17 protein-coding genes are annotated in these 18,085 nt (G+C 64.8%); 8 read left to right on the forward strand and 9 right to left on the reverse strand.

Annotated features, from left to right (window positions below; genetic code table 11):
* Positions 1 to 45: 45 nt before the first annotated feature.
* Positions 46 to 1,206 carry an acyl-CoA dehydrogenase family protein gene (locus K6G35_RS08210; protein ID WP_495675540.1) on the reverse strand — a complete coding sequence of 387 codons (1,161 nt, stop codon included), beginning with the start codon at positions 1,204 to 1,206 and terminating at the stop codon, positions 46 to 48.
* Between the two features lie 141 nt (positions 1,207 to 1,347).
* On the opposite strand from K6G35_RS08210, the gene K6G35_RS08215 reads away from it, so the two are divergent.
* From K6G35_RS08215 to purT, 4 genes are all read left to right on the forward strand, one after another.
* Positions 1,348 to 2,130 (forward strand): IclR family transcriptional regulator, encoded by a 783-nt coding sequence (locus tag K6G35_RS08215; protein WP_035882707.1) that lies wholly within the window; start codon positions 1,348 to 1,350, stop codon positions 2,128 to 2,130.
* A gap of 2 nt (positions 2,131 to 2,132) precedes the next feature.
* Complete coding sequence (locus K6G35_RS08220; protein ID WP_495675541.1) at positions 2,133 to 2,927, forward strand: IclR family transcriptional regulator; 795 nt, start codon at positions 2,133 to 2,135, stop codon at positions 2,925 to 2,927.
* Positions 2,928 to 3,126: 199 nt separating this feature from the next.
* Positions 3,127 to 5,310: a TonB-dependent siderophore receptor gene (locus tag K6G35_RS08225; RefSeq protein ID WP_495675542.1), complete on the forward strand. Its 2,184-nt coding sequence runs from the start codon at positions 3,127 to 3,129 to the stop codon at positions 5,308 to 5,310.
* Between the two features lie 91 nt (positions 5,311 to 5,401).
* Positions 5,402 to 6,604, forward strand: coding sequence for a formate-dependent phosphoribosylglycinamide formyltransferase (gene purT / locus K6G35_RS08230; RefSeq protein WP_008651697.1), 1,203 nt, complete (start codon positions 5,402 to 5,404; stop codon positions 6,602 to 6,604).
* Positions 6,605 to 6,680: 76 nt separating this feature from the next.
* Here purT and K6G35_RS08235 read toward each other — a convergent pair whose 3' ends face one another.
* Positions 6,681 to 8,024 carry a mechanosensitive ion channel family protein gene (locus K6G35_RS08235; protein ID WP_035882701.1) on the reverse strand — a complete coding sequence of 448 codons (1,344 nt, stop codon included), beginning with the start codon at positions 8,022 to 8,024 and terminating at the stop codon, positions 6,681 to 6,683.
* Between the two features lie 130 nt (positions 8,025 to 8,154).
* A complete protein-coding gene (locus K6G35_RS08240; protein WP_035882727.1) occupies positions 8,155 to 9,342 on the reverse strand; it encodes an HD-GYP domain-containing protein in 1,188 nt (395 codons plus the stop codon).
* A 308-nt stretch (positions 9,343 to 9,650) separates the two neighbouring features.
* Between K6G35_RS08240 and K6G35_RS08245 the strand changes: the two genes are divergently transcribed.
* Complete coding sequence (locus K6G35_RS08245) at positions 9,651 to 10,688, forward strand: J domain-containing protein (protein ID WP_495675543.1); 1,038 nt, start codon at positions 9,651 to 9,653, stop codon at positions 10,686 to 10,688.
* 57 nt (positions 10,689 to 10,745) lie between these two features.
* Here K6G35_RS08245 and K6G35_RS08250 read toward each other — a convergent pair whose 3' ends face one another.
* From K6G35_RS08250 to mltG, 6 genes are all read right to left on the reverse strand, one after another.
* A complete protein-coding gene (locus tag K6G35_RS08250; RefSeq protein ID WP_035882698.1) occupies positions 10,746 to 11,462 on the reverse strand; it encodes an ankyrin repeat domain-containing protein in 717 nt (238 codons plus the stop codon).
* Positions 11,455 to 12,252: a TatD family hydrolase gene (locus K6G35_RS08255; protein WP_495675544.1), complete on the reverse strand. Its 798-nt coding sequence runs from the start codon at positions 12,250 to 12,252 to the stop codon at positions 11,455 to 11,457. Before K6G35_RS08255 ends, K6G35_RS08250 begins: the two co-directional genes overlap by 8 nt.
* 164 nt (positions 12,253 to 12,416) lie before the next feature.
* Positions 12,417 to 12,827 carry a PilZ domain-containing protein gene (locus K6G35_RS08260; protein WP_011516555.1) on the reverse strand — a complete coding sequence of 137 codons (411 nt, stop codon included), beginning with the start codon at positions 12,825 to 12,827 and terminating at the stop codon, positions 12,417 to 12,419.
* Between the two features lie 105 nt (positions 12,828 to 12,932).
* On the reverse strand, positions 12,933 to 13,946 hold the full coding sequence (locus K6G35_RS08265; protein ID WP_035882693.1) for a DNA polymerase III subunit delta': 1,014 nt from the start codon (positions 13,944 to 13,946) through the stop codon (positions 12,933 to 12,935).
* A gap of 86 nt (positions 13,947 to 14,032) precedes the next feature.
* Positions 14,033 to 14,635 (reverse strand): dTMP kinase, encoded by a 603-nt coding sequence (gene tmk, locus K6G35_RS08270; RefSeq protein WP_035882691.1) that lies wholly within the window; start codon positions 14,633 to 14,635, stop codon positions 14,033 to 14,035.
* Between the two features lie 4 nt (positions 14,636 to 14,639).
* On the reverse strand, positions 14,640 to 15,638 hold the full coding sequence (gene mltG / locus K6G35_RS08275; protein WP_495675545.1) for an endolytic transglycosylase MltG: 999 nt from the start codon (positions 15,636 to 15,638) through the stop codon (positions 14,640 to 14,642).
* Positions 15,639 to 15,824: 186 nt separating this feature from the next.
* Between mltG and ygfZ the strand changes: the two genes are divergently transcribed.
* The 3 genes from ygfZ (at position 15,825) to K6G35_RS08290 (ending at position 18,078) form a co-directional block, all read left to right on the forward strand.
* Positions 15,825 to 16,835: a CAF17-like 4Fe-4S cluster assembly/insertion protein YgfZ gene (gene ygfZ, locus K6G35_RS08280; protein ID WP_008650192.1), complete on the forward strand. Its 1,011-nt coding sequence runs from the start codon at positions 15,825 to 15,827 to the stop codon at positions 16,833 to 16,835.
* 19 nt (positions 16,836 to 16,854) lie between these two features.
* Positions 16,855 to 17,145, forward strand: a complete 291-nt coding sequence (locus K6G35_RS08285; protein WP_008650194.1) for a DUF4936 family protein — start codon at positions 16,855 to 16,857, stop codon at positions 17,143 to 17,145.
* 78 nt (positions 17,146 to 17,223) lie between these two features.
* Positions 17,224 to 18,078, forward strand: a complete 855-nt coding sequence (locus K6G35_RS08290; protein ID WP_017515097.1) for an NRDE family protein — start codon at positions 17,224 to 17,226, stop codon at positions 18,076 to 18,078.
* Positions 18,079 to 18,085: the final 7 nt, after the last annotated feature.

Consider the following 18,085-nt stretch of genomic DNA (forward strand, 5'->3'; position numbering starts at 1 on the left):
CTCTCCGTGGATCTGGGTCTGGGGTCTGGGTTCTGGATAGCCCGCTCAGCGCTGGCCGCCGGCCTGGGCAAAGGTCCGCTTGGCGATGTTGAGCTGGTGAATCTGGCTGGTGCCTTCGTACAGGCGGAACAGGCGCACATCGCGATAGAAGCGCTCGATGCCGTAATCGGCGATGTAGCCGTAGCCACCAAACAACTGCACGCAGCGGTCGGCCACGCGGCCGCACATCTCGGACGCAAAGTACTTGCAGATCGACGCCTGCATCGTCACGTCCTCACCCAGATCTCGCTTGCGTGCCGTTTCCAGAATCAGCGCCCGCGCCGCGTGGATATCGGTCTGGCAATCGGCGATCATGGCCTGCACCAGCTGGAAATCGGCCAGCACCTGCCCGAACTGCTTGCGTTCGGTAACGAAGCGCACCGCGTCGTCGAGCATCCGGATCGCGGGCCCGGTGCACAGCGCGGCCAGATGGATACGCTGCTTGTTGAGCACCTTCATCGCGGTGCGGAAGCCCTTGCCTTCCTCGCCGCCGATCAGGTTGGCCGCCGGCACGCGGCAGTTGTCGAAATGCACCTCGGACACCGGCGATCCGGCCTGGCCCATCTTCTGGTACGGCCGGCCCGTGCTCAGCCCCGGTGTCTCGCGCGGCACGATAAAGGCCGAGATACCGCCTGCGCCCAGATTGGCGGGATCGGTACGCGCCATGACCGTGAACAGGCCAGCGATCGGCGCATTGGTAATGAAGCACTTGGTGCCGTTGAGGATGTAGGCGTCGCCATCGTGCACGGCCGTGGTCTGCAGCGCGGTGGCGTCGGAGCCGGCCTCGGGCTCGGTCAGCGCAAACGATCCGGTGATCTGCCCGCTGGCCAGCAGCGGCAGATAGTGCTGTTTCTGGGCGGCCGTGCCATCAGCCACCAGCGCTTCTGAGCCGATGCCGGTATTGGTGCCGACCCGCGCCCGAAACGCCACCGAGCACTGCGACAACTCCATCGCCGCCAGCACCAGTTCCTCGGTGGTCATGCCGGCGCCGCCGTATTGCTCGGGAATCGAGTAGCCGAACATGCCCTGCGCAGCCATGGCGTCGACCAGATCCTGCGCCACCTCGTCACGTTCGGCCACCTCGGCCTCGCGTGGCACCAGCTTCTCGCGCACAAAGCGCCGCAGGGTCTGCAGAAAGGCATCGAAAGCTTCGGGGTCCCGGATCATCGTCTCGCTCCACCATGATTTTTGATGTCGAGGAGCGTACGCGCGCCTCCCGAATGCCGGCACCGTTGTTTCGCTATCTTGAACAACCATTGCGCAATCGGCACATTGCTTCGGTAAGATGAACGCCAAACCAAACGCCAGATGCCAACGCGCCCCCATCACCCCGATCCCGCCTTTGCCACCACGCTGGCCCACGGCCTGGCGTTGCTGCAGTGTTTTCGCGTAGGCGAGACCGTGCTCGGCAACAAGGAACTGGCCGAGCGCACCGGTCTGTCGAAAGCGACCATCAGCCGGCTGACCTACACGCTGGCGGCACGCGGACTGCTGCTCTACGACACCCATTTGCGCCGCTATCGGCTGGGCTCGACCGCCCTCTCGCTTGGCTATCCACTGCTGGCCAGCCTGCGCGTGCGGCAGCTGGCCCGGCCGCTTATGAAAGCGCTGGCCGATCAGGTTGGCGGCTCCGTATCGTTGGGGCTGCGCGACCGGCTGCGCATGGTCTACGTCGAAACCAGCCGGGGTCACGACGCGATCGCGTTTCGTCCAGACATCGGCGCATCCCTGCCGATGCTGGCCACGGCGATGGGCCGGGCATGGCTGGCACGAGCGCCGGAAGACGTGCGCCACCGCCTGCTCGACGCGCTGCGAGAGGCCGAGCCGGACGACTACCACCGGCTGGGGGGTGCCGTGGATACGGCCATCGAGGAACTGGCGACGCTCGGCTTTACCCGGTCACGTGGCGACTGGCAGCGCGACGTTCACGCCGTGGCCGTGCCGATGCGTACTCCCATCGACGGCGAGATTCTGGTCTTCAACTGCGGCGTGCCCGCGGTGCGCATGACGCCCCGGAAGCTCGAACGCGAGATGGGGCCGCGCCTGCTGAAGCTGGTGGCGCAGGTGGAAACACTGGTGGCCTGGGAGTGACGATGGGCGCCACCGACATCCCTCCGGACGACGCCCGCGACCGCCAGTTCGCCACCACGCTGGCCAACGGGCTGGACATCCTGCTGGCCTATCGGGCAGGCGAATCGCTGCTGGGCAACAAGGACTTCGTGCAGCGCACCGGGCTGTCGAAATCGACCGTGGCCCGGCTCACGCACACGCTCAGCGCGCTCGGCTATCTGCGCCATGACACCGCCCTCGGCAAATACCGGCTGGGCGCACCCGTGCTAGCGCCGGGCTACCCACTGCTGGCCAGCATGCCGATTCGCCAGATTGCACGGCCGTTGATGAAGGCGCTGGCCGACGAGATGGGCGGCGCGGTCTCGCTCGGCATCCGCGACCGGACGCAGATGATCTACGTCGAGACCGCGCGTTCGACGGACAACCTCGTAGTGCCGCCCGATATCGGTGCCGCGCTGCCGATGCTGACGACGGCCATCGGCAAGGCCTGGCTTTGCCGCGCGCCAGCCGACCTGCGCGACCCGGTGCTGAACCGCCTGCGTCTACAGGACCCCGAGGCCTTCGCACGGGGAGCGCCGGGACTGTCCCAGGCACGCAAGGACCTGGAGCGGCTGGGCTACTGCACGAACCGCGCCGAGTGGCGCCATGACGTGTTCGGCTTCGCCGTGCCTCTGTGCAAGCCCGTTGACTCGCAGTGGTTCGTGATCAACAGCGGCATCCGGGCGCAGCCGGGCAGATTCCATGCGGTCGAGCAGTTCGTCGGCCCCCGGCTGGTGACGCTGGCTCACAACCTCGAAGTGCAGTTGGGGCTACGCTGAACCCCGTTCCGGTACCTTGCCGGAATGCGAAAACGCGACAGACAAGGCAGCTAGAGCGGCCAAAGCGATAAATGCCGCTTCGGTAACAAGGGCTTGCTTGACGACTCAATGGATCACTGGGCATGATTCGGCCTCCCATAGTGTAAATACGAATTGTTCGTATTTACACTATCAACAAAAACCGAACGAGCCAGCTCCAATGTCATCCCGCCAGTTTCCGGCCGCCCGCCCCGCCCACCGGCAGCCTGTCCCGTCGCGCCTGCGCGCCACAGTCTTTATCGCCCGCGTGGCCGTCATCGCGGGCCTGCCGCTTGGCGCGTTCGCCCAGACCGCCCAGACCACACTCACCGCCCCGGAACAGGCGCTGCCGACCGTGACGGTGAGCGCGGCACAGGAAATCGACGTCGGACCGCATCTGGACAAGCCCATGACCAGTGGTGCGCTCGGTTCCCGGAAACAACTCGACACACCGTTTTCTACCACGGTCATCACCGGCGACGACCTGGCCGAACGCCAGGTCACCAAGCTCGGCGACGTGTTCTTCACCGATGCATCGGTCTCCGACAACAGCAACGCGAACAATGCATGGTCGTCCTACCTGACCGTGCGCGGGCTGCAGCTCGACTGGCAGAACGGCTTCAAGATCAACGGCATGCCGTTCGTGAGCTACGGCATCACGCTGCCCTACGAACAGCTCGAACAGGTGGAACTGCTCAAGGGCGCGTCGGGCTTCATGTACGGCTTCGGCAACCCGGGCGGCACGGTCAACTACATCACGAAGAAGCCGACCGACGTCTTCACGGCCAGCGCGGAACTGGGCTATCGCTCGTCCCACCTGTGGAGCGAGCATGTCGACGTCGGTGGCCGGGCCGGCCCGGACAACATGTTCGGCTACCGACTGAACCTGACGCACGAGGAAGGCAAGCCGTCGAACGCCGTCGGGCTGAACCGCAACGCCGTATCGCTGGGCCTGGACGCCCGCATCACGCGAGACCTGACCTGGACCTTCGACGGCATCTACCAGGACCGCAGCACCTTCGGCCAGACGCCCACCTTCACCACGTACAGCCTTGCCCCCGGAAGCCAGTTGCCAGGCGTGGTCAGCGGCCGGGGTGGCCTGTTCGCAGGCCCGGACCAGCACTTCTACTCCAATCTGCAGTTCTACTCCACGGGCCTGCGTTACAACCTCAACGCCGACTGGACAGTCAGCACGATCTACAGTTTCAGCAAGCAGTCGCGCAGCCGCAACGAGTCGAGCCTGAGCCTGATCGATGGCAGCGGCAACTACACCGACCTGCGCTACGACGGCGCCGAGGGACACCAGTTCAACCAGTGGACGACCATGGTCGAAGGCCGGTTTCGTACCGGCCCGTTCTCGCACCAGTTCGTCGGCGGCGTGACGTGGCAAAACCAGATCAACCGCTACAGCAGCAACCCGGTGTCACTGAGCCTGGACCCAGGCAACCTGTCGCAGCCGTACACCGGCATTTACTACAGCCAGGTTGCGTTCAACAAGTACCGTGCCAGCGACATCACGCAAAAGGCGCTGTTCATGAGCGATACGATCCAGTTGACCGAGCGCTGGTCGGTGCTGGGCGGGCTGCGCTTCACCAACTACGAGCAGAACAGCTACGGGACCGACGGCACGCGCACCACCCACTATGACAAGTCCGGCCTGCTGACGCCGACCGTCGCGCTGATGTTCAAGCCGATGCCGAGCACCACGCTGTACGCCAGCTACGTGGAAGCGTTCGACGGCGGCACCACGGTCGGCACGACGTTCGCGAACGCGGGCGCGCAACTGAATCCGGTCAAGAGCAAGCAATACGAAATCGGCGCGAAGACGGATCAGGGCATCTGGACCGGCACGGCGGCGCTGTTCCGCATCGAGCGCGGTGCCGAGTACACCAACTCGCAGAACGTGCTGGTGCAGGATGGCCTGTCGATCTACCAGGGCGCGGAGCTGGCTGGCGCCGCGCGCATCGGCTCCCAATGGGAAGTGGGCGGCAGCGCCATGTATCTGGACAGCTACTACGACAAGGGCCAGACCTACAACGGCAACCGCGTGGCGGGCGCGCCCAGCTTCATCCTGACCGGCCGGCTGGCGTATCGCATTCCGTACGTGCCGGGCCTGAAGGTGGGCATCGACGGCAAGTACACGGGCACGACCAAGCTGCGCCCAGCAGGCGACCTCACGCTGGGTGGTTACACGATCTTCAACCTTGGCGCGACCTACAGCACGCGCGTGGCGGGCAAGGAACTGACGCTGCGGGCAGCGCTGACCAACCTGACCAACAAGCGCTACTGGGGCTTCCAGTACGCGGAGTACATCCAGCCGGGTGATCCGCGCGCGATCAGCCTCAGCGCGAAGATCTCGTACTGAGGGGCATACGCGACGTCAGGGAACCGGGATGTCGCGCCGGGCATCGCCCGCGTATACAATCCCGGTTTTTCTGACCTGATCGAGCCGCCCCATGACCACCCTTGGAACGCCCCTCTCCCCGTCCGCCACCAAAGTCATGCTGCTAGGCTCAGGCGAGCTGGGCAAGGAAGTGCTGATCGCGCTGCAGCGCCTGGGCGTGGAGACGATCGCCGTCGACCGCTACGAGAACGCGCCGGGCCAGCAGGTGGCCCACCATGCGCGCACGATCACGATGAGCGACGGCGAACAGCTTAAGGCACTGATCGAAGCCGAGCGGCCGAATCTGGTGGTGCCTGAGATCGAAGCCATCGCCACGCCAATGCTCGAAGCCCTGGAAGCGGCCGGCGTGGTTCGCGTGATCCCTACGGCTCGCGCCGCCCGCCTGACGATGGACCGTGAAGGCATCCGCCGCCTGGCCGCCGAGACCCTGGGCCTGCCCACCAGCCCGTACAAGTTCTGCGATTCGCTCGAGGAACTGCAAGCCGCGATTGACGGCGGCATCGGCTACCCGTGCGTGGTCAAGCCCGTGATGAGCAGCTCCGGCAAGGGCCAGAGCAAGATCGACGGTCCCGCGGACGTCAAGGCCGCGTGGGACTACGCCATGGCCGGCGGCCGTGTCAGCCATGGCCGCGTGATCGTGGAAGGCTTTATCGACTTCGACTACGAGATCACGCTGCTGACCGTGCGCGCCGTGGGTGCCAGCGGCGAAGTGGAAACGCATTTCTGCGAGCCGATCGGCCACGTGCAGGTCGCCGGTGACTACGTGGAAAGCTGGCAACCGCACCCGATGCACCCGAAGGCACTGGAAACTTCGCAGCATATCGCGCGTGCCGTGACCGCCGACCTGGGCGGCCAGGGCCTGTTCGGCGTGGAACTGTTCGTCAAGGGCGAGCAGGTCTGGTTCAGCGAAGTCAGCCCGCGTCCACACGACACCGGCATGGTGACGATGATCACACAGTGGCAGAACGAGTTCGAACTCCACGCCCGCGCCATCCTCGGCCTGCCCGTCAGCACCGCGCTGCGCGCGCCCGGCGCGAGCGCCGTGATCTACGGCGGCGTTGAAGCCGAAGGCATTGTTTTCGATGGCGTGGACGAGGCGCTGCGCGTGCCGCAGACGGAACTGCGCCTGTTCGGCAAGCCGGAGTCGTTCACGAAGCGCCGCATGGGCGTGGCGCTGGCCTACGCCGAAGACGTGGATACGGCACGCGAGCGCGCCAAGGAAGCGGCGGGCAAGGTCAAGCCGCGGAAGGCGTAAGCACTGCGCCTGGTTGACTCCTCTCTCCCGGCGGCGGGGGAAGGGAAAAGGGAGAAGGGACAGGGGGAAATCCCCCCTACGCCACCCTGTCGGCCCGATCCGTCGGGGCCGATGGCGGCTGGCGCATCCCCGAGTCCGCGGCGGCCACGGCCAGTGCGGCGTGCTGGTCGGCCATCGTCACACCGCTGCGCAGCCCGCTCAGGTCCGCGCCTGACGGCGCCTGATACACCCGCAAACCCAGCTCCGGCAGAATCGCGAACAGGTGGTCGAAGATATCGCCCTGGATACGTTCGTAGTCCGTCCAGTTCGTAAGCGTGGTGAAGCAGTAAACCTCGATCGGAATGCCCTGCGAGTCGGCTTCCATCATCCGCAGGTTCAGCAGCAGATCGTGATGAATTTCCGGATGCGCGCGCAGGAAGGCGATGCCATAGGCGCGGAACGTGCCCAGGTTGGTCAGCCGACGGCGATTGACCGGGTCTGTGTCGGCGCGCAGGATTTCGCGGTTGGCCCGATCGACCTCCTCCTGCTTGACCTCCAGATAGTCATGCAGCAGCTTGAACCGCATCAGCGCCCTGACCTCCTCCTCGTCCAGGAACCGCACGCTGGTGGCATCGATCCGGAGCGTCCGCTTGATGCGGCGCGCGCCAGACTCGAACATGTGCCGGTAGTTGCGGTAGCTCTCTGAGAACAGCTTGTAGGTCGGCACCGTGGTCACGGTGTTGTCCCAATTCTTGACCTTGACCGTATGCAGCGCCACGTCCATGACAAAGCCATCGGCATTGGACTGGGGCATTTCGATCCAGTCGCCGATGCGCAGCATATCGTTCGAGGTGAGCTGCGTGCTGGCCACCAGCGACAGCAGCGTGTCCTTGAACACGAGCAGCAGCACCGCAGACAGCGCGCCGATGCCGGACAGCATCCAGAGCGGCGAGCGGTCGATCAGGATCGACAGCACCAGCACACCGCAGACCAGCCACAGCGCGAGCTGGGCCACCTGGATGTAGCCCTTGATCGAATGCGTCTGCGCGCTGCGGCTGCCGGAAAACACGGTCTGCCACGCATCGAGTACGCCAGACAGCATCAGGAACACGCTGATCCAGGTGCCCGCATGAGCCAGCCGCTCGATGGCCGCCGAGAACTTGCCCAGGTTCGGCACCTGGCTGATGCCGACCGTGACCACGGCCAGGAACACCGCGTAGCCCAGCCGGCGATAGGTCCGGTGGCGCAGCAGCGCCCCGGCCCAGTTGCCGTGGCCGGAAAGACTCAATACGCGATAGACCACCCGGCCGACCACGCGCGCCACGAGCCATTGCGCGATGCCGGCCAGCAGGACCAGCGCCAGGACGTACAAGGTGATCTGAGCCCACGGGTGGGCCGGGATGCGTTGCTCGAACAGTTCAAGCAGGGCGTCGAAAGTCATGTGTGGTGAAGCGGTACGGGCTGATAAATACGGGCTGACAAGCGCCAAGTCTACTATTTCTGCCCACCCCGCCGACATTTGGCGTTCGACGTCCGCCGCGTCCGCCGCGTTCAGCGCACGCGTTTTCTGTCTATTTCACGTGTGGCGCGTACATCGCCATCAGTTGCTCGTCCGTGAAGCCCCACTGCCGGGCATCCTCGAAGGCAATGACGGAATCCTCGCTCTGCGTCAGGTCGAGAACCTCCTGCGGCAACGGCGCCGACTGTGACACCGAGTAGAACGTCATCACGCGCGGCCGAAGCGGTTCGTTCGCGTTCTGCCCGCAGACCACCGCCAGCCGTCCCGAGCGCAGCCGCAGCACGGTGCCCAGCGGGTAGATGCCGACCGTCCGTGTAAACGCCTTGAACACGCGGCGATCGAACAGCGTGTCGACGCGCACCGCGATGTATTCCATCGCGCGCGCCGGCGACCAGGCCAGGTGGTTGGGTCTCGGCGACGTCAGCGAGTCGTAGGTATCGCAGATTGCGGCGATCTTGGCGTGCACGCTGATCTCATTCTCGAACAGACCGAAGGGATAGCCCTTGCCATCCACCCGCTCATGGTGATGCACGCACACGTCGAGCGGGATGTTCGTATACAGCCGCGCTTCGTTCAGGATGCGGTACCCGGCCGACGGGTGCCGCCGCATCTGCTCGTACTCGGCCGGCGACAGATCCCCCGCCTTCATCAGCAGTGACTCGGGCAGCGTCAATTTGCCAATATCGTGGACCAGCCCGGCCAGGCCAAGCTCGCGCACCTCGCCGTCTGGCAGTTTCAGCGTGCGGCCCACGGCGATCATCAGCGCACAGACCGAGTACGAATGCAGGTACGTGTAGTCGTCCTTGGCCTTGAGTCGCGCCATGGCCAGCAGCGCCTGCGAATGGCGCGAAAGCGATGTCGAGGCCGAATCCACCAGCAGCAGCGCGCCGTTGGTCTCGAGCGCGTGCCCCATCCGCACGTCGTTGAAAATCGACCCGATCACCGCCCGACCCGACTTGATCAGCTCGCGGGCGTGTTCGAGCTCGTCCTCGAAATCCGATTCAGGCTGTGCATCCGCCTCCGAATCGGCAACTTCCGGCGCGCCCTGCATCGGCAGGTTTCGCCCCTTCAGGATGTCGATCCAGACGTCCTGCACATTGGCCGCCAGTATCTGCTCGATCTGTTCGTCGCTACTGACCAGAAAGCGCGAGCGCCAGAATGGATGGTTGATCCATGGCCCGCCCAGCCTGGACACAAACATGCCCACTTGAAGCTGTTCCGCCTTGATTCTTCTCAGCATGTCCTTGCCCCCCATGAACTGCGGCGGAGCAGATGCCCCGCCATCCCGGAACTTTGGGCTCTTGTCAGGCCCTCGTCATTTGCCGCCTATATCGGCAGATTGCGGCGGAACTTTAGCCCGGCGATCGGCGGCATCCATCTGGTGGCCACGCCAAAGAACAGCGACAATGCGGAACGGATCATCGCGGACATGTCTGTATTTGTTGGCTAGCCCGCATACCTGCCCGCCAATTTGCGTGAATACTTGAGAATCGCGGCGCCCTGCCGTTATTTGTCGTCGAACACCGTTATTGCGTCCTTCTTCGTCTGATGCATACCCATTACGACAACCTCAAGGTCTCCCGCGATGCGCCCGCCGAAGTCATTCGGGCCGCATATAAATCGCTCAGCCAAAAGTACCACCCGGACAGGCACGCCGATAGCGAACAGGCCAATCGCATCATGCGGCTGCTGAACGCCGCGTACGACGTGCTGAGCGACCCGGCCAAGCGTGCCGAGCACGACCAGTGGATCGCATCGCAGGAAAAGCAGGAGGCCGAACGCAGGCAGCGCCAGGCCCAACAGGCGGCAGCAGCCCGCGCCGCCGCGCAGGCCCCACGGCCACAGGGGCGCTCCGCGCGTCCGGCGCAGTCTGCGCAGGCATCGGCACGGGCCACCGGAGTTGCCGCACCCGGACAGTCCGCCGCCGACTCCGCCTTCAAGAGAAAAAGACGCAAACCCCGACAGGATGGCCAGCGCCCGGGCGAGCCGCTGGCCAGGAAATGGTCGCTCCTGCTCTATGCGGGCATCGGGGCCGCGATTGTCGTGCTGCTGGGAGACTGGGCCACGCCAACTCAGCCGGCCGTCGACAAGCCAGGCGCGGCGCTCGTCCAGCCGGCCGCGGCGGCGTCAATCGTCACCCCCGTCCCGGCTGACCTGCCGCGCGAGGCCCAATATTTGCGTCCGAGCCTGACTCCGCGTGGCCTGCCCTGGCCAACCAATTCGGGCTACCTGCCCGGATATCCGGTGCTGAATACAAGCGGCCTGTCGACGCTGACCGTCGACAACTCGCGCGGTCCGTCCGACGTGCTGCTCAAGCTCGTGGCCGTCAACGGCGGCTCCCCGGTGCCGGTACGGACGACATTCATTCCTGTCGGGTCTTCGTTCACGATGGACGCGATCACGCAGGGCAGCTATGACGTGCGCTACCAGAGCCTGGACACCGGGGAGATCTACCGGTCGGAGCGCTTCGTGTTCGAGGAAACGCGGGAGGCGGGCAGCACCAGCGCCGGGCGCAACGTGTTGACGCTGTATGCGGCAGCCGGGAAATCGCGGTCGGTCACGATCACCGAGCGCGAATTCCCATAATACAAACGCCGCCCGGATGAGCGGCGTTTGGAAACGACTGCTTACCTGACAGCCTGACTACTTCGCCTGACTGGCAGGCGGCGTCCAGGGCTTCGGCTTCGGTGCCGGCGGCGGCACCGCGCCATACAGCTTCTGCCAGCGCGACTTGAGACCGTCGGCGATCTCTTTCTGGTTGTACTGCTCGGCAAAGTCGATCACGGTCATGTTCTGCTGGTTCTTCAGGCGCATGTCCGCGCCTTCGTCGAGCAGCAGCTTGACGGTATCGATATGCCCGCCGCGCGCGGCCATCATCAGCGGCGTGGTGCCATTCGGGCTTTCCGCATCGATGTAGGCCGCATGGTCGACCAGATACTTGACGACATCGTTGTGCCCATTCGTGGCCGCGTAGTGCAGCGGCGCCCAGCCCTTCTTGTTGACCTCGGCCTCCATGCCGTCGACCATCAGCTTGACCATGTCCAGTTCGCCCTGCAGGCTGGCCATCATCAGCGGGGTCTCACCCGCCGGATTGGTCTTGTCGAAGTCGATGTTCTTGGCCTTGATCAGCGCCGTTGCCGCTTTGGTCGATTTCTCGCGCAGCGCCACCACCAGCATCGGGTCACCCCGGTTGTCGACCAGATTCGGATCCACGCCACGCGCCAGCAGCTTCTGCACGGTGTTGGCGTCATCGAACTCGACGGCCTTGCGCATATCGTCGGCCGGAGCGGCCACGCTCGCGCAAGCCGCGCAGATCAGGGCCATTGCGGCGACCCCACGTCTGATCTTAAAGTCAAGCATGAGCATTCCTGTCTATGTGCTTGAATAAGCGGAAAAAATTATCCGTAGTTTGTTCTGCGATCGTCTCCACGGGAACATCGCGCAGCTTGGCGATGAACTCGCCCACGTGACGCACCCAGGCCGGCTCGTTCGTCTTGCCGCGGTATGGCACGGGGGCAAGATAAGGCGAATCGGTTTCGATCAGCATGCGGTCGAGCGGGACCTTCTTCGCGGTTTCTTGCAGGTCGGCCGCGCTCTTGAACGTGACGATACCCGAGAACGAGATATGGAAACCTTCGTCCAGCGCCTGCCGGGCGATGTCCCACGTCTCCGTGAAGCAGTGCATGACGCCGCCAACCTCACCCGCGTTTTCCTCGCGCATCAGCCGCAGAGTGTCGTCCGCCGAGGATCGCGTATGGATGATCAGCGGCTTGCCAGTCTGGCGGGCCGCGCGAATATGGGTGCGGAACCGCTCGCGCTGCCACTCCATGTCCGCGATGCTGCGGCCGTTGAGACGGTAGTAGTCCAGCCCGGTCTCACCAGTACCAACCACGCGCGGATGCGCCGACAGCGTGACCAGCCGCTCGAGTGTCGGCTCTTCGGCACCTTCTTGGTAGTCGGGATGCACACCGACCGAGGCATACAGGTTCGGATGCTGTTCGGCCAGCGCCAGCACGCGCGGAAAGTCCTCGAGCGTCACGGAGATGCAGAGGGCGTGCGACACCTGATTGGTCCGCATGTTCTCGAGCAACTGCGGCAGCCTTTCGGCCAGCTCGGGAAAATCGATATGGCAGTGGGAATCTACAAACATGGGATATCTCAATCGAGCCGACGCCGGGCGAACATCAGGTCTCGCTCGACGCCATGGTCACCGGCCCGGCATCGAATGACGATACCCGCGGCAAAACCAAAAACATTCATAAATAACAACAAGTTGCAACTAATATTTCGCGCAACACAGCAACTTCAGATGCACTACAGGGTCTGGGTCGGTCGCCCGGATTCAATCGTCTTGCCAAGAATCTCTTCCACCGCGCGCTTCAGCGAACGGCCAATATCGTCGTCCGGGAGATGTACCCCCACGCCTGGCGTCTTCATCGGCGTGCCGACCGGCGTGATCCACGCGACAGTACCTTGCACCTGGTACTTCTGCGGGCGATCCAGCAGCGACAGCACCAGAAATACCTGCTCCCCAAGCCTGAACGGCCGGTTCGACGGCACGAAGATCCCGCCTCGCGCCAGGAACGGCATATAGGCCGCATACAGCCCTGCCTGGTCCTTGATCGACAGTGACAACACGTTCGGGCGGCCGGTCGTCGCGGGATTAGGAATCGTGGCGGGACCGACCGCTGGTCGTGTCGGCGCCGCTATGGCTGGTGTGTTCATCTTGACCCCTTATTGCAGCATTGCCCGCTTTGTGCGGGCTATTTGAAATTTGCTTTGTTCGACTTGTACCACGTGTGCGGCACGATTCCTACCGCGAGACGCACGCTAACGGAACAATTGTCGGTAATCGAGCAACACCGACTCCATCACGAGGCGCGCGGCCAACGGATGGTTCTCGTTGCGGCGATGTCCGACCAGCCGAGCGGCGAACGCCTGCAGCCGATGCGCGTCGGTTGCGCTGGCGCAGCGGGTCAGTGCCGTCTGCTCCTTCGGAAAGTAACGCACGGCACCCGTGCCCAGGCAGAGCGCCAGCAGATCGTACGTCCAGCGTTGCAGGATGCCGAGCACGGCGGGAATCGGCAACTTCTGCAACTGCTCCGCAGCGGCCAGGGCATCGAGCGCAGCCGCGCTACCGAGTTGGCCGACCAGCCAGCGCTGCAAGGGCTGTTCCTCGGCCTCGGCCGCGTGCAGCGCGGTCAGCGGCGCACCTCCGGCCAGTGCCAGCTGCGCCTCCACATCGGCCACCCCCTGCCCGCGCAGCCAGTCGAGCGCATCCGCACTGGTCGGCCGCGTCATCGAGAACTGGCGGCAACGGGACAGGATCGTTGGCAACACACGGTCGATACGGTCCGTGACCAGCAGGAACACCGTGGATGGCGGCGGCTCCTCGAGCGTCTTGAGCAGCGCGTTGGCGCCTTCGGTCTGCAACGCGTCGAGCGGATAGACCACCACCACGCGCAAACCCGCGCGGTGCGTGCCAACGCCCACCGCCTCGATCAGCGCCCGCACCTGCTCCATGCGGATGATCTTGCTCGGCGCCTTCTTCTTGCTGCTGCTCTCGCCATCGCCTTCGGCCTCTCCGGCGCCAGCTTCCAGTGCCTCGGGCCGAACCACCGTGAAATCGGGATGGTTGCCCTGACCAAACCAGTGGCAGGCGCTGCAGGTATTGCAGGGCTGGCCATCGGGCAGCGCGCTTTCGCAAAGCAGGCCCTGCGCGAAGTGCAACGCCAGATCGCGCTTGCCGATGCCTTGCTGGCCGTGAAGCAGCAGCGCGTGCGGCAGCCGGTCGCGTAGCGCGGTCAGCCGATGCCAGTCATCTCGTTGCCAGGGATAAAGCATTCAGGTTCAATCGGTTAGCGCAGCCATCTCATGTATTGTCGGAGTCATCGGTATCGACATCACAATACGAATATAGCTACTAGAAATCAAAGCGTTGCGAGGATTTCCTCGAGCGTCACACGAATCTCGTCGATCGAGCGCGTTGCGTCGATGACCCGAAAGCGTTGTGGCGCTTCCGCCGCGCGGCGCAGATATTCAGTGCGGGTCCGTTCGAAGAAGGCGCGGGACTCGGCCTCGAACTTGTCGGGCTCACGGGCCCCGGCCAGACGCGCGCTCGCGGTTTCCAGCGGAACGTCGAACAGCAGCGTCAGGTCGGGCTGAAGACCGCCCTGCACCCATTGCTCGAGCGCGGCAAGTCGATCGAGCGCCAGCCCACGCCCACCGCCCTGATAGGCAAACGTGGCATCGGTAAAACGATCCGAGATGACCCAGTCGCCGCGCGCCAGCGCGGGCTCGATGACTTCGGCGATGTGCTCGCGGCGCGCCGCGAACATCAGCAGCGCCTCGGTTTCGAGATGCATCTTCCGGTGCAGCAGCAACTGGCGCAGGTCTTCGCCCAGCGGCGTGCCGCCCGGCTCCCGGGTAGTGACGACATTTGCGCGCACGCGCAGGCGCTCGGCCACCCACTCGATATGGGTGCTCTTGCCCGCGCCATCGATGCCCTCGAAGGTGATGAATTTTCCGCGCATGACCTTATGGTTTGCCGCGCTGGTACTTGTCGACCGCGCGATTGTGTTCGGGTAGTGAATTGGAGAAATGGCTGCTGCCGTCGCCGCGTGCCACGAAATACAAGGCGTCCGATGGCGCCGGCGTCGTGGCCGCGGCCAGCGACGCCAGACTCGGCAAGGCAATCGGCGTCGGCGGCAGACCGGTACGGGTGTACGTATTGTACGGGGTGTCCGTCAGCAGATCCCTCTTGCGCAGGTTGCCGTCGAATTGCTCACCCAGGCCGTAGATCACAGTCGGATCGGTCTGCAGCATCATGTTCTTGCGCAGACGGTTGACGAACACGGCCGCGATCATCGGGCGCTCCCCCGCCTGCCCCGTCTCCTTCTCGATGATGGATGCCATCACCAGCGCCTCGTACGGCGTCTTGTACGGCAGGTCGGGCGCGCGTGCGTTCCAGGCCTCGTTCAGGCGCCGCTGCATGGCGCGATAGGCGTGCTTGTAGAGCTCGATATCGCTGCTGCCGCGCGCGAACAGATAGGTATCGGGAAAGAACAGCCCTTCCGGCGCGGCTTCGGTCGCGCCGATCGCGTGCATCAAATCGGTGTCGGACATGCCCTGCGTATCGTGCTTCAGCGCGGGGTTGGCATCCACGACCGCGCGCATCTTGCGGAATTCCCAACCCTCGATGACGGTCACAACGTAGTGCGTGACCTCGCCCCGGGCCAGTTTGCCGATCACGTCCAGCGGCGTGGCGCCAGTCTCGAACTGGTAGCCCCCGGCCTTGAGGTCCGGGCCGTGGCCGGTGATGCGGACCAGTATCTGGAACAGGCGCGGGTCCATGCCCACGCCACCGCGCTGGATCTGCCGACCCACGCTGAGAACGCCGGAATTCGGCTTGATGACGACTTCGATGGGGGATGTGGTCAGGCCGAGCGGCTGGTGAGCCCACCAGGCAAAGCCACCGGCGGCGGCCATGGCGAAGACCACCAGAACCCCGACCAGGCGCAGGAACAGACGTTTCATGTAGTAGCAAGCAAAGACCGGGCGCGATGTCCCCGCCGGCGGGTCGGGATCATGGCAGCGGCCGGCCGGAATGGCGACAGGCCCATATAATACCGGGAGCCTTGTGGCCGATGTGTCACCGCAAGTTACGAGAACGCGCCGCGCACGGCGCCGCCCCTAATTCATACGCCATTCAGGACCGTCTGCATGTCCTCCACCGAATTTCCGTCCCTCGACCAAAGCCTGAAATCCCTGCGCGCCGCTGGTATCGTCTCCGCGCCAGCCGGGCTTGGCCTGATCCGCGTGGCTGGCGACGATGCCGCCACTTTCCTGCACAGCCAGCTTACCAACGCTGTTGAAGACCTGACTGCGAGCACAGCCCGCCTGGCCGGCTACTGCTCGCCCAAGGGCCGGCTGATAGCCAGCTTCCTGATGTGGCGCGACGCCGATGGCATCGTGCTGCAACTCTCCGCCGACATCCAGCCGCCAATCCAGAAGCGCCTGACCATGTTCGTGCTGCGGGCCAAGGCGAAGCTGTCGGACCTGTCCGCCACGCACGGCATCCTTGGCATCGCCGGGGCTGGCGCGGAAGCCGCGCTACAACAGGCTGGCCTGCCTGCTCCCCAAGCACCGCTGGCCACGGTATCCGACGGCGACGTGACCGTCATTCGCCTGGCCGATGCTGACGGCGAGCCGCGCTGGCAGATCGTCGCTCCGGCCGCGCGCATCGAAGCCCTTCAGCAATCGCTCGGCGCTACGCTGGCCGTCGCCTCGCCCGCGTTCTGGGACTGGCTCGATGTCGCCTCGGGCATCCCCCGCATCGCCGCGGCCACGCAGGAGCAGTTCGTGCCGCAGATGATCAACTTCGAACTGATTGGCGGCGTGAATTTCCGCAAGGGCTGCTATCCGGGCCAGGAGGTCGTCGCGCGTAGCCAGTATCGCGGCACGCTCAAGCGCCGCATGTGGCGCGTGCGTGGCACGGGCGATGTCCCGGCTGCGGCGGCGGAGATTTTCCGCCCCGAGGATCCGGAGCAGCCATGCGGTATGCTGGTCAACGCCGCGCCGGCGCCCCAAGGTGGTTGGGAAGGACTGGCCGAGTTGAAGATCGACGCCGCCAGTGGCGCGCTGCATCTGGGCGCCGCAAGCGGACCGGCCGTGTCCACGGGTGCGCTGCCGTACGAAGTGCCACTGCCAAACGAGGCGGAAGCGGCCGGATGACCGCCACGGGAGCATCGTCATGAGCGATCATCTCTACGTCTACTTCAAGGTGCCGGACGACCGGGCCGCAGAGGCTCTGCCGCACTGGCATCGCTGGATGGAAACGGTCGCCGAGGCGACCGGGGTTGGTGGTACGCTGATGCGCAGGCCGGAAACTCGCGCCGGTCTGCAGACATGGATGGAGAGTTACGCCGACGTCCCTCCCGCATTCGACGCCGCGCTCGATGGGCTCTGGCGGCAAAGCGGGCTGACGCAGTGGATCAGCGGCGAGCGGATGAGCGAGCGGTTCGTCGATCTCGACGTGCTCTGATTTCGCGCCCGCGCCACCGCACGAATCACACGCCTTACGAGATTCGCGCGATGCCGAACGAGCTGTAAAGGAAGGAATATGTGTCTCATTCTGGTTGCCTGGCAATCTCACCCGGACTACCCCCTGGTGGTTGCCGCCAACCGCGACGAATTCTATGCCCGCCCCGCCGCGCCCGCGGACTGGTGGCGGGATGCCCCCGGAGTGCTGGGCGGCCGTGACCTCGCTGAGGTCATCGGTGACGCCGGCACATGGATGGGTATTGCCGGTGCCCAGCACGGGCAGGACACCCCGGTCGGCGCAAGGTTCGCCGCCCTGACAAACTATCGCGCGCCCTCGGAAAAACGTACCGATGCCCGCTCACGCGGCGAGCTGGTGGCGCATTTCCTGCGCGGCGATCAACCGCCGGCCGACTATCTGCACGACCTGGCCGGAGCCCACGGCGCCTACAACGGCTTCAACCTGCTGGCCAGCGATCTGCATGACCTCTGGTGGTACAGCAACCGTTCGAAGTCCCGCGTGCCACAGCGGCTCAAGCCGGGCCTGTATGGCTTGTCAAATGCGCTGCTCGACACGCCCTGGCCCAAGGTGCGCAGCCGCGTGGGCGCGATGTGCGAAGTCCTGGCAGCCGATCGCGGCCAGATCGGATCGAACGTGGAGTCGTACCTGCAGTTGCTTGCGGAGGATCGGCAGGCGCCCGACTGGGAACTGCCGAGCACGGGCGTCGCACCCGAATGGGAAAAGCTGCTGTCGTCGGCATTTATCCGTTCGCCGAACTACGGCACGCGTGCCAGCACCGTGCTGCGCGTGATGCACGACGGCCGCTTCGACTTCGTCGAGCGCAGCTTCGATGCCGATGGCCAGACCGGTGAGGTCTCCTATCGCGGACGACTCAATCTGGCACGCGACACCGGCACAGTACCCGCGCCGCGCTGACTGTCTT

The organism is Cupriavidus sp. HY129, assembly GCF_059492215.1.

Coding starts and splice junctions, on each gene's coding strand:
- K6G35_RS08210 (WP_495675540.1), bottom strand. CDS start 1,206: ATGATCCGGGACCCCGAAGCTTTCGATGCCTTTCTGCAGACCCTGCGG.
- K6G35_RS08215 (WP_035882707.1), top strand. CDS start 1,348: ATGCCAACGCGCCCCCATCACCCCGATCCCGCCTTTGCCACCACGCTG.
- K6G35_RS08220 (WP_495675541.1), top strand. CDS start 2,133: ATGGGCGCCACCGACATCCCTCCGGACGACGCCCGCGACCGCCAGTTC.
- K6G35_RS08225 (WP_495675542.1), top strand. CDS start 3,127: ATGTCATCCCGCCAGTTTCCGGCCGCCCGCCCCGCCCACCGGCAGCCT.
- purT (WP_008651697.1), top strand. CDS start 5,402: ATGACCACCCTTGGAACGCCCCTCTCCCCGTCCGCCACCAAAGTCATG.
- K6G35_RS08235 (WP_035882701.1), bottom strand. CDS start 8,024: ATGACTTTCGACGCCCTGCTTGAACTGTTCGAGCAACGCATCCCGGCC.
- K6G35_RS08240 (WP_035882727.1), bottom strand. CDS start 9,342: ATGCTGAGAAGAATCAAGGCGGAACAGCTTCAAGTGGGCATGTTTGTG.
- K6G35_RS08245 (WP_495675543.1), top strand. CDS start 9,651: ATGCATACCCATTACGACAACCTCAAGGTCTCCCGCGATGCGCCCGCC.
- K6G35_RS08250 (WP_035882698.1), bottom strand. CDS start 11,462: ATGCTTGACTTTAAGATCAGACGTGGGGTCGCCGCAATGGCCCTGATC.
- K6G35_RS08255 (WP_495675544.1), bottom strand. CDS start 12,252: ATGTTTGTAGATTCCCACTGCCATATCGATTTTCCCGAGCTGGCCGAA.
- K6G35_RS08260 (WP_011516555.1), bottom strand. CDS start 12,827: ATGAACACACCAGCCATAGCGGCGCCGACACGACCAGCGGTCGGTCCC.
- K6G35_RS08265 (WP_035882693.1), bottom strand. CDS start 13,946: ATGCTTTATCCCTGGCAACGAGATGACTGGCATCGGCTGACCGCGCTA.
- tmk (WP_035882691.1), bottom strand. CDS start 14,635: ATGCGCGGAAAATTCATCACCTTCGAGGGCATCGATGGCGCGGGCAAG.
- mltG (WP_495675545.1), bottom strand. CDS start 15,638: ATGAAACGTCTGTTCCTGCGCCTGGTCGGGGTTCTGGTGGTCTTCGCC.
- ygfZ (WP_008650192.1), top strand. CDS start 15,825: ATGTCCTCCACCGAATTTCCGTCCCTCGACCAAAGCCTGAAATCCCTG.
- K6G35_RS08285 (WP_008650194.1), top strand. CDS start 16,855: ATGAGCGATCATCTCTACGTCTACTTCAAGGTGCCGGACGACCGGGCC.
- K6G35_RS08290 (WP_017515097.1), top strand. CDS start 17,224: ATGTGTCTCATTCTGGTTGCCTGGCAATCTCACCCGGACTACCCCCTG.